This is a genomic window from Egibacteraceae bacterium (assembly GCA_035540635.1).
Lineage (GTDB): Bacteria > Actinomycetota > Nitriliruptoria > Euzebyales > Egibacteraceae > DATLGH01.
The window spans coordinates 1-8,844 of record DATLGH010000041.1; the positions used below are offsets into that span (position 1 = coordinate 1).

The 8,844-nt window shown below is 71.9% G+C and carries 10 protein-coding genes; 5 read left to right on the plus strand and 5 right to left on the minus strand.

Annotated features, from left to right (window positions below; genetic code table 11):
* Positions 1-321: 321 nt before the first annotated feature.
* The 3 genes from VM324_07140 (at position 322) to VM324_07150 (ending at position 3,588) form a co-directional block, all read left to right on the plus strand.
* The gene (locus VM324_07140) at positions 322-969 is read left to right on the plus strand and encodes a hemolysin III family protein (GenBank protein ID HVL99049.1); all 648 of its coding nucleotides are present in this window, start codon (positions 322-324) and stop codon (positions 967-969) included.
* Between the two features lie 143 nt (positions 970-1,112).
* Positions 1,113-2,405, plus strand: a complete 1,293-nt coding sequence (locus VM324_07145; protein HVL99050.1) for a bifunctional o-acetylhomoserine/o-acetylserine sulfhydrylase — start codon at positions 1,113-1,115, stop codon at positions 2,403-2,405.
* A 22-nt stretch (positions 2,406-2,427) separates the two neighbouring features.
* Complete coding sequence (locus VM324_07150) at positions 2,428-3,588, plus strand: homoserine O-acetyltransferase (protein HVL99051.1); 1,161 nt, start codon at positions 2,428-2,430, stop codon at positions 3,586-3,588.
* Between the two features lie 61 nt (positions 3,589-3,649).
* Here the strand turns inward: VM324_07150 and sucD are convergent, their stop codons facing one another.
* The 3 genes from sucD to VM324_07165 all read right to left on the minus strand — a co-directional run bounded on the left by sucD (position 3,650) and on the right by VM324_07165 (position 6,217).
* Positions 3,650-4,567 carry a succinate--CoA ligase subunit alpha gene (sucD, locus tag VM324_07155; GenBank protein ID HVL99052.1) on the minus strand — a complete coding sequence of 306 codons (918 nt, stop codon included), beginning with the start codon at positions 4,565-4,567 and terminating at the stop codon, positions 3,650-3,652.
* Positions 4,568-4,573: 6 nt separating this feature from the next.
* A complete protein-coding gene (sucC, locus tag VM324_07160; protein ID HVL99053.1) occupies positions 4,574-5,725 on the minus strand; it encodes an ADP-forming succinate--CoA ligase subunit beta in 1,152 nt (383 codons plus the stop codon).
* A gap of 87 nt (positions 5,726-5,812) precedes the next feature.
* Entirely contained in the window at positions 5,813-6,217 is a 405-nt protein-coding gene (locus tag VM324_07165) for a cobalamin B12-binding domain-containing protein (GenBank protein HVL99054.1), read from the minus strand.
* Positions 6,218-6,296: 79 nt separating this feature from the next.
* On the opposite strand from VM324_07165, the gene VM324_07170 reads away from it, so the two are divergent.
* Both VM324_07170 and VM324_07175 read left to right on the plus strand, forming a co-directional pair.
* Positions 6,297-6,833 (plus strand): hypothetical protein, encoded by a 537-nt coding sequence (locus VM324_07170; GenBank protein ID HVL99055.1) that lies wholly within the window; start codon positions 6,297-6,299, stop codon positions 6,831-6,833.
* Between the two features lie 238 nt (positions 6,834-7,071).
* On the plus strand, positions 7,072-7,617 hold the full coding sequence (locus VM324_07175; protein HVL99056.1) for a Uma2 family endonuclease: 546 nt from the start codon (positions 7,072-7,074) through the stop codon (positions 7,615-7,617).
* 171 nt (positions 7,618-7,788) lie between these two features.
* Here VM324_07175 and VM324_07180 read toward each other — a convergent pair whose 3' ends face one another.
* A complete protein-coding gene (locus VM324_07180) occupies positions 7,789-8,190 on the minus strand; it encodes a carbonic anhydrase (protein HVL99057.1) in 402 nt (133 codons plus the stop codon).
* A gap of 205 nt (positions 8,191-8,395) precedes the next feature.
* Positions 8,396-8,844: hypothetical protein (locus tag VM324_07185; protein ID HVL99058.1), on the minus strand; the 449-nt coding region annotated here is incomplete at its 5' end.

Here is an 8,844-nt window from a genome sequence, read left to right on the forward strand (position 1 = left end):
GGGTCGGGCGTCGGGTCAGGGTCGGGCGTCGCCCGGGGGTCCGGCACGGGGCCCGGGGCCGCCACGTCCTCGCCCGTGGTGTGGGTCAGCACCGCCGCGATGCCGCCCGCGAGCACGAGGAGGATGGCCACGGCCAGTGCGGCGACGGAGCGCGTCATATGTGCATCACATCAGATCCCGGGTCGATGACGAAGGATGCCCGACAGGGGTCGTCCTGCCCGCCCCACCTGCCGCCCCAACCCGTTTCGTTCTATTTCACCGCGGGAAAGCCGACGGGGGATAATGGTGTCGACCTTCCCCGGACCGGAGGGGTGAGCCACATTGACCACGGTTGCACGCCCCCTGCTACGGGGGTGGTTGCACGCTGCGATGGTTCCGGTCGCCCTCGCCGGTGGGTGGCTCGTCGTCGCGCAGTCGGCTCCCGAGGGCGCGAAGCGGGCGTCGGCCGTCGTGTTCGGGGTGTGCCTGGTCGGTCTCTACCTCACGAGCTCTCTCTACCACGTCCCCCGGTGGGGCGCGCGTGCGCGGTACATCCTTTCCCGCTGCGACGTGGCCATGATCCAGCTGTTCATCGCCGGGACGTTCACGCCGGTGGCGTTCCACGCGCTGTCGGGGGCCTGGAGGACGTGGAGCCTCGTCGTCGCGTGGACGCTCGCGGTCGCCGGGGCGGGCATCGCCGCCTCGCCGATCAGAGCGCCGCGGTGGCTGTCGACGCTCGGGTTCATCGGCATCGGCTGGCTGTCGGTGGTGCCGCTCGTGAAGATGATGTCCGCGCTGCCCCGTGAGGGCCTTGGGCTGCTCGCCCTCGGAGGGCTCCTCTACACGCTCGGGGCGGTGGTCTACGCGAAGCGCTGGCCGGACCCCGTCCCGCGCTGGTTCGGCTTCCACGAGATCTTCCACCTGCTCGTCGTCGCCGCGAGCACCGCGCACTTCCTCGCCATCTGGCAGTACGTCCTGCCGATCGCCTGACCTCCAGGACGATTGCCCTGTTGCCCATGCCGGCTGGAGGGGCAATTCCCCGTTTGCACGTTTGGCCAGCGGCAAGTCGTCGCCGTAGCGTTCGGCGGCGTGTCCCGCACCCGCGGCGTGGTCCGCGAGAAGGAGGCTTCTTCATGACCGACAGCGGTTGGGGCTTCGAGTCCCGCCAGATCCACGCGGGCGCCGAGCCCGACCCCGCGACAGGCGCGCGGGCGGTGCCGATCTACCAGACGACGAGCTACGTCTTCCGCGACACCGAGCACGCCGCCGCGCTGTTCGCCCTCGGCGAGCCCGGCAACATCTACACCCGCATCATGAACCCGACGCAGGACGTGCTCGAGCAGCGCATCGCGAGCCTCGAAGGCGGGGTCGGGGCCCTGGCGCTGTCGAGCGGCCAGGCGGCCGAGACGCTCGCGATCCTCAACCTCGTCGCAGGACCCGGTGCGCACGTCGTGTCGTCGGCGTCGCTGTACGGCGGCACCTACAACCTCTTCCACTACACGCTGCCGAAGCTCGGCGTCGAGGTGGACTTCGTCGACCCCGACGACCCGGACGCGTGGCGGGGCGCCGCGCGCGACTCCACGGTGGCGTTCTACGCCGAGACGATCGGCAACCCCAAGGGCGACGTGCTCGACGTGGAGGCCGTCGCGGGCGTCGCGCACGACGTCGGTGTGCCGCTCATCGTCGACAACACCCTGCCGACGCCCTACCTCCTGCGGCCCCTCGAGCACGGCGCCGACATCGTCGTGCACTCGCTGACGAAGTTCCTCGGCGGTCACGGCAACTCGATCGGTGGGGTGATCGTGGACGGCGGCCGCTTCGCGTTCTCCGACGCGACGCGGTTCCCCGCCTTCAACGAGCCGGATCCGAGCTACAACGGCCTGCAGTACTGGGATGCGCTCGGGCACGGCAGCTACATCGCGAAGGCGCGCGTCCAGCTGCTCCGCGACATCGGGCCGGCGATCTCGCCGTTCAACGCCTTCCTCGTCCTGCAGGGCATGGAGACGCTGAGCCTGCGCATGGAGCGCCACTCGTCCAACGCGCTCGCCATCGCGCAGTGGCTCGAGGCACGCGACGAGGTGGAGTGGGTGACCTATCCGGGTCTGGAGTCCAGTCCCTGGTACGAGCCGGCGCAGCGCTACCTGCCGCGGGGGCAGGGCGCGATCCTGTCCTTCGGGATCGCCGGTGGTGTGGAGGCCGGCCGCAAGTTCGTCGAAGGGGTGGAGCTGTTCAGCCACCTCGCCAACGTCGGCGACGTCCGCAGCCTCATCATCCACCCCGCCACGACGACGCACTCGCAGCTGACCGAGGCGGAGCAGGCGAGCACGGGCGTGCGGCCCGAGCTCGTGCGCCTGTCGGTCGGCATCGAGACCGTCGACGACCTCATCGCCGACCTCGAGGCCGGCTTCCGGGCGGCGAAGGGATAGCTGACCCGGCAAGCGCGCGGCGATGACCGAGCGACCGCCACCGCCGGCCAGCGGAGCCTGGCGCCCGGGGGAACCCCCGGGACGCCGGCGCTTCGCGCGGGTCTTCACCGACCGCGCGCTGCAGCTGGAGGCCGGCGGCTCGCTCGGCGACATCGAGGTCGCCTACGAGACGTGGGGCACGCCAGCCATCGACGGGGCGAACGCCCTGCTCGTGTGTCACGCCCTGACGGGGGACAGCCACGCCTCGGGACCGCCCGCTCCGGGTCATCCGACGCCGGGCTGGTGGGACGGCCTCGTCGGTCCCGGCAAGGCGATCGACACCGACCGGTGGTTCGTCGTCTGCCCCAACGTCCTCGGGGGCTGCCAGGGCACCACCGGGCCCGCATCCGACGCCGGCGACGGGCGGCCCTGGGGACCGCGCTGGCCGCGGACGACGATCCGGGACCAGGTCGCGGTCGAGGCCGCCCTCGCCGACGCCCTCGGCATCGGCTCCTGGGGGGCGGTCGTCGGCGGGTCGATGGGCGGCATGCGCGTCCTCGAGTGGGCCGTCGGCCATCCGGAGCGTGTCGAGAGCGCGGTCGTCGTCGCGGCGGGTGCTGCGGCGTCCGCGGAGCAGATCGCGCTGCAGTCCACGCAGGTCCGGGCCATCCGCCTCGATCCCGGTTTCCGCGGCGGCGACTACTACGGCGCCCCCGCCGGCGCGGGGCCTCACGAGGGTCTCGGGCTCGCCCGGAGGATCGGCCACCTCACGTACCGCACCGAACGCGAGGTCGAGGAGCGGTTCGGTCGCCTGCCCCAGGACGGCGAGGAGCCCCTCGCGGGCGGGCGCTACCAGGTGGAGAGCTACCTCGACCACCACGCCGACAAGCTCGCCCGCCGCTTCGACGCGAACAGCTACATCGCCCTGTCCGAGGCCATGAGCCACCACGACGTCGGGCGCGACCGAGGGGGCGTCGGCGCCGCGCTGTCGCGCGTGCGGGCCCGCACGTGGGTGTTCGGCATCGACGCCGACCGGCTCTACCCCGTCTACCTCCAGCGGCGCATCGCCGACCTCGTGCCGATCTGCGAGCAGTTCGCGGTCATCCCCTCCATGTACGGCCACGACGGGTTCCTCATCGAGACGGGGGCGCTCACGCCGCTGTTCCGGGGCGCCCTCGCGGGCGCCCGCTGCCCGTCCACCTGACCCCCCGCCCCGTCCCTGCTGCGCCCTCGCGCCTCGCCGTGGGCCCGCCCCGCACCACGGATCAGCGGCCGAGCGCGGCGATCATCTTGCGGGCGGTGTCGGTCGGGTCGACGCCGACGGCGATCCCGAGCCCCTCGAGCGCCTCCTTCTTGTCCGCGGCGGTCTCGCCCCCGGCGCTGCCCTCGCGCACGATGGCGCCGGCGTGCCCCATCTGCTTGCCGGGCGGGGCGGTGAAGCCGGCGACGTAGGCGACGACGGGGGTGTCGGGGATGTGCTCGGCGATCCACTCGCCGACGCGCTGCTCCTCGGTCCCGCCGATCTCGCCGACGAAGACGATCGCCTCGGTGTCGGGGTCCTCGGCGAACCGGGGGATGATGTCGAGGAAGTCCGACCCGACGATCGGGTCGCCGCCGATGCCGACGCAGGTCGAGATGCCGATCCCCGCCTCGTGCAGCTCGTGCATGATCTGGTAGGTGAGCGTGCCCGAGCGCGACACGAGGCCGACGGGCCCGGGCTTGGTGATCGTCGCGGGGATGATCCCGACGTTGGCCTGGCCCGGCGAGATCACCCCGGGACAGTTCGGCCCGATCAGCGCGGCGCGGCGGTCCTTCAGGAACGTCCCGTCGGGCTCGCGCGGATAGAGCGTGTTGTACACGAACGCCATGTCGTGGGCCGGCACGCCCTCGGTGATGACGACGATCGTGTCGATGCTGGCCTGCACGGCTTCGAGGACGGCGTCCTTCGTGAACGGCGCGGGCACCATGATCATCGTGGTGTTCGCGTCCTGCTCCGCGACGGCCTCGGCGACCGTTGCGTAGACGGGACGGTCGAGCGCCTCCCAGGTCTGGCCGCCCTTCTTCGGGTGGATGCCGGCCACGATGTTCGTGCCGTAGTCGAGGTTGCGCCGGGCGTGGAAGGTGCCCTGCGCGCCGATGCCCTGGACGACGACGCGGCTGTTCTCGTCGATGAGGATGCTCATGGTCGCTCAGGCTCCCTTGGCGAGTTCGACGGCTCTGGCGGCCGCCTCGTTCATCTGCGCGGCGGCGACGAGGTTGGGGCGGTCGGCTTCGCGGAGCAGGCGCCGGCCCTCCTCGGCGTTGGTGCCGTCGAGGCGCACGACGAGCTGCTGGGGGACCTCGCCGAGCTGGTCGAGCGCGCCGAGGACCCCGCGGGCGACGTCGTCGCAGCGGGTGATCCCGCCGAAGATGTTGATGAGCATGGTGGTGACCTGCGGGTCGGAAAGGACGAAGGCGATGCCCTCGGCCATGCTCTCGGCGCTCGCGCCGCCACCCGCGTCAAGGAAGTTCGCCGGCCGACCGCCGGCCTGGTGCACCACGTCGAGGGTCGACATGACGAGCCCGGCGCCGTTGCCCATGACCCCGATGTTCCCGTCGAGCTTCACGTACTGCAGGCCTCTCGCCTTCGCCTCCCGCTCCAGCGGGTGCCCACCACCGGTCTCCGCCCACTCGGCGAGGTCGGGATGGCGGAAGAGCGCGTTGTTGTCGATCGTCACCTTCGCGTCGAGGGCGAGCACCCGCCCGTCCCCGGTGAGCACGAGGGGGTTGACCTCGAACAGCAGCGCGTCGGCGGAGACGAAGCCCGCGTACAGCGCGAGCAGCAGGGCGGTGGCCTGGTCGCGTGCGGCGGGGGGGAACTGCGCCATGGTCATGATCTGGCGGGCCGTGTCCTCGTCGAGCCCGACGGTCGGGTCGACGTCGACCTTCACGACCCTCTCCGGCGTCGTGCGGTTGACCTCCTCGATGTCGACGCCGCCCTCGACGCTGGCGATGACCTTGTAGCCCTTGCTCATGCGGTCGTGGAGCACCGACAGGTAGTACTCCTCGGCGATGTCGCTGGCGGGCTCGACGAGGACCTTGCCGACGATGTGGCCCTTGATGTCGAGGCCGAGGATCGCCTCGGCGGCCTGGCGCGCCGCGGCCGGATCAGGGCAGTACTTCACCCCGCCGGCCTTGCCGCGCCCCCCGGTGAGCACCTGCGCCTTGACCATCACGGGCGCCCCGGCGTCGTGGGCGAGGGCTTCGGCCTCGGCTGGGGTCGTGGCGATCTCACCCGGCGGGGCGGTCGGGATGCCGTAGCGGCGGAACAGCTCCTTGCCCTGGTACTCCATCAGGTCCATGTGGTGTCCTCTCGGCTTGCGGCGGCTCGAGGCCCGGGGGTATCCCCTCGCCGTGCGGCTGATCGAGGCGCGGCGGCCTCCGTGGCCCTAGCTGACCCCCTCGCGGGGCGTGACGTTGGCGCGCACCCACGCCGCGATGTCCGACGTGCGCGCCCCAGGCGTGAAGATCTCCGCGACGCCCTGCTCCTTGAGGGCGGCGATGTCCTCCTTCGGCACGATGCCCCCGCCGAAGACGACGATGTCGTCCGCGCCACGCTCGCGCAGCAGCCGCACGACCTTCGGGAACAGCGTCATGTGCGCGCCGGAGTGGATCGACAGGCCGACGCAGGCGACGTCCTCCTGCAGCGCCGCCTCGACGATCTGCTCGGGGGTCTGGTGCAGGCCGGTGTAGATCACCTCCATGCCGGCGTCGCGCAGCGCCCGCGCGACGATCTTCGCCCCGCGGTCGTGACCGTCCAGCCCCGGCTTCGCGATGAGCACGCGGATGGACACGGCGGCGGGATCCTCCTGCTACAAATCGGGGGGCAGTGGCGAGCGGCACTGCCGAAATTACCCCACCAAGGCCCTACCCATGACGAGCGAGCCCGAACAGGGACTCGACTTCGGCCCGCGCGGCTACCTGCCCCGGCGGGCGGCGCAGCGCGCGCGCAAGATCGTGCTGCGCGAGCAGATGGGCCTGGGTTGGCCGCTCGCCGCCGTCGCCGCGGCGGTGCTCGTCGCGGTCGTCGGTGCGGTGTTCCTCCTCACCCGCGCGACGCCGCCCGCGCCACCGTTCGTCCCCGTCGCGCCGATCGACGCGGTCGACCCCGCCGGCGCCACCGCGTTCGACGTGGCCGGCGCCCCGTTCGACGTGCTCGTCGTGCGCATCGGCGGGGGGCTGCGCACGTTCGCGGCCCCCGAGGAGCCGGTCGTGTACTGCACCGCCTCGCGTCGCCTGGAGTCCCCCGAGCGCGTGTGGAACCTGCGCGGCCGGCTCGTCGGGGGCGAGGGCGAGTCGCTCAGGGTCCTCACCGCCCTGCTCCACGAGGGCGTCGTCTACGTCGACCCGTCGCCCGCCGCTGCTCCGCCCCCCGTGCCCGCAGGAGAAACGCCCGGTTGCGTCGACTGAGGACGCGGCTGCTGTCCACGACCGCCTCCGGGCCCTCCGACCGCCGATGGCCTAGAGTGGCTGCGGCCTTCCCCACCGCCGGACCGAGCAGGGCTATGCCTACACCATCCTCGACGCCGACGAGGTCCTCGCCGCGCGGGGGACCTGACCCCGCTCCTGGCGGCGCTCACGGGCTTCTCGCGTTCACCCCTGTGGACGGCGCGAGACCGGTCGGCCGCCCCCCGGGTATCGTGGCGGCATGGCGGCGGCCACCCGCATGAGCGTCGAGGAGTTCCTGGAACGCGACTGGCCCAGGGGCACCCAGCTGATCCGCGGGGAGGTCGTGGTGAACCAGCCGTCGCTGTTCCACCAGCTCGTGTGCGGTCGGCTGCACGCGCTGCTGCTCGCGTGGGTGGAGGCCGAGCCCGGGCGCGGCCTCGTCGCGCTGCCCGTCGACGTGCGTCTCGGCGACGACCTCTACGCCCCCGACGTGTGGTGGATGCGCGAACAGCGCCGTCCCGACCGCACGGCCCGTGGGCTGGAGGTCGCCCCCGACCTCGTCGTCGAGGTCCGTTCGCCGGCCACATGGCGCTACGACATCGGCGTCAAGCGCGACACCTACGAGGCCGCGGGCGTCACCGAGCTCTGGCTCGTCGACACGGCCGCCGAAAGCGTCATCGTCTACCGCCGTTCATCGGAGGCCGCCAGCTTCGACATCGCACTCGAGCTCGCCGGCGCCGACGAGCTCACGTCACCCCTGCTCCCCGACTTCACCGTGCCCGTGAGCCGTCTCTTCGACCACTGAGCCTGCTGGTCACGCTCATGGGCTGGGCAAACTAGCCGACGCCAAACCCAGAGTGGGAAAGTCCCGAGGAAGTGGTGAGGTTCAGGGGGCCTGGGGGGCCGCAGACCTCACCACCTACCGGCCCTGCGCCGGGGGGGCGTGGCACGCTGCCCCGCCGGGGGGTCCCACTGGCTACCCCTCGACTGCGGTGAGGGCGCCGGTGTTCACGTTGTATACATGGCCCGACACGCTGATCTCATCGGGGATGAGCGGGCTCTGCCGGATGCGCTGCACGTAGTCGCGGACGCTGTCCTCCAGGTCGGCGAAGGGCAGGAAGTCGATGTCGGAGGCGTCGGCGCCCGTGTCGTTCGCGAGCTTGTTGCGCAGGTCGTCGTTGGAGAACGTGAGCATGCCGCAGTCGGTGTGGTGGATGACGAGGTACTCCTTCGTCCCGAGCAGGTGGGAGGAGATGATGAGGCTGCGCAGCGCGTCGTCGGACACCCGGCCGCCGGCATTGCGGATGACGTGCGCGTCGCCGACGTCGAGGCCGAGGAGGCTCTCCGGATGCACGCGAGCGTCCATGCAGGTGACCACGGCATCCTGCTGGCGGGTGGCATCGGCTTGCCACCTTGGTCGAACTGCTCGGCGTACCGCTGGTTGTGCTCCAGAAGCGTGTCGGTCGCGCTCATCGGGACAGCCTTTCGTCGGAGGGCTTCCCAACCCGGAACGGCTTCTACGGGCGGCGGGCACCCCGCAGCAGGGAGAACAGGCCGAACAGGTGCCTTCGACGCGACCTCGCCTACCCGGTGAGCACGGAGCGGATCTCGATCACGTGGTAGGGCACCGTGGTGGTGCGGCGCACCTCGGTGGACCCGAAGTTGGTGCTCATGCGCCACGTAACCGTCAGGCTCATCTCGTAGTCGCCCTTGGTCTCGTAGACGTGCTCGGCGGGGTTGTCGGGGTGCGGGCCGCCGGGCCGCTCGCGCGTGTACGTGCCGCCGTCGCCGGTCCGCCACGTCCAGCGCATCGGGGTGACGGTGCACCGGACCTCGTAGCCGCGCACCGCCCCGGTCGACGACATCGCCTCCTGCGCCTCGGCCCACAGGTAGACCTCCATGCCGGTCACCCCCTCGGGGTCGGGGTTCCGGCCGAGCACCGGCTGCCCCGGACGCGGACAGGTCGCCAGGGCCTCAGCCAGACTCGGCGGCGCCGGCGGCGCACCTGCCCCACCCCCGCCCCCTGCACTAC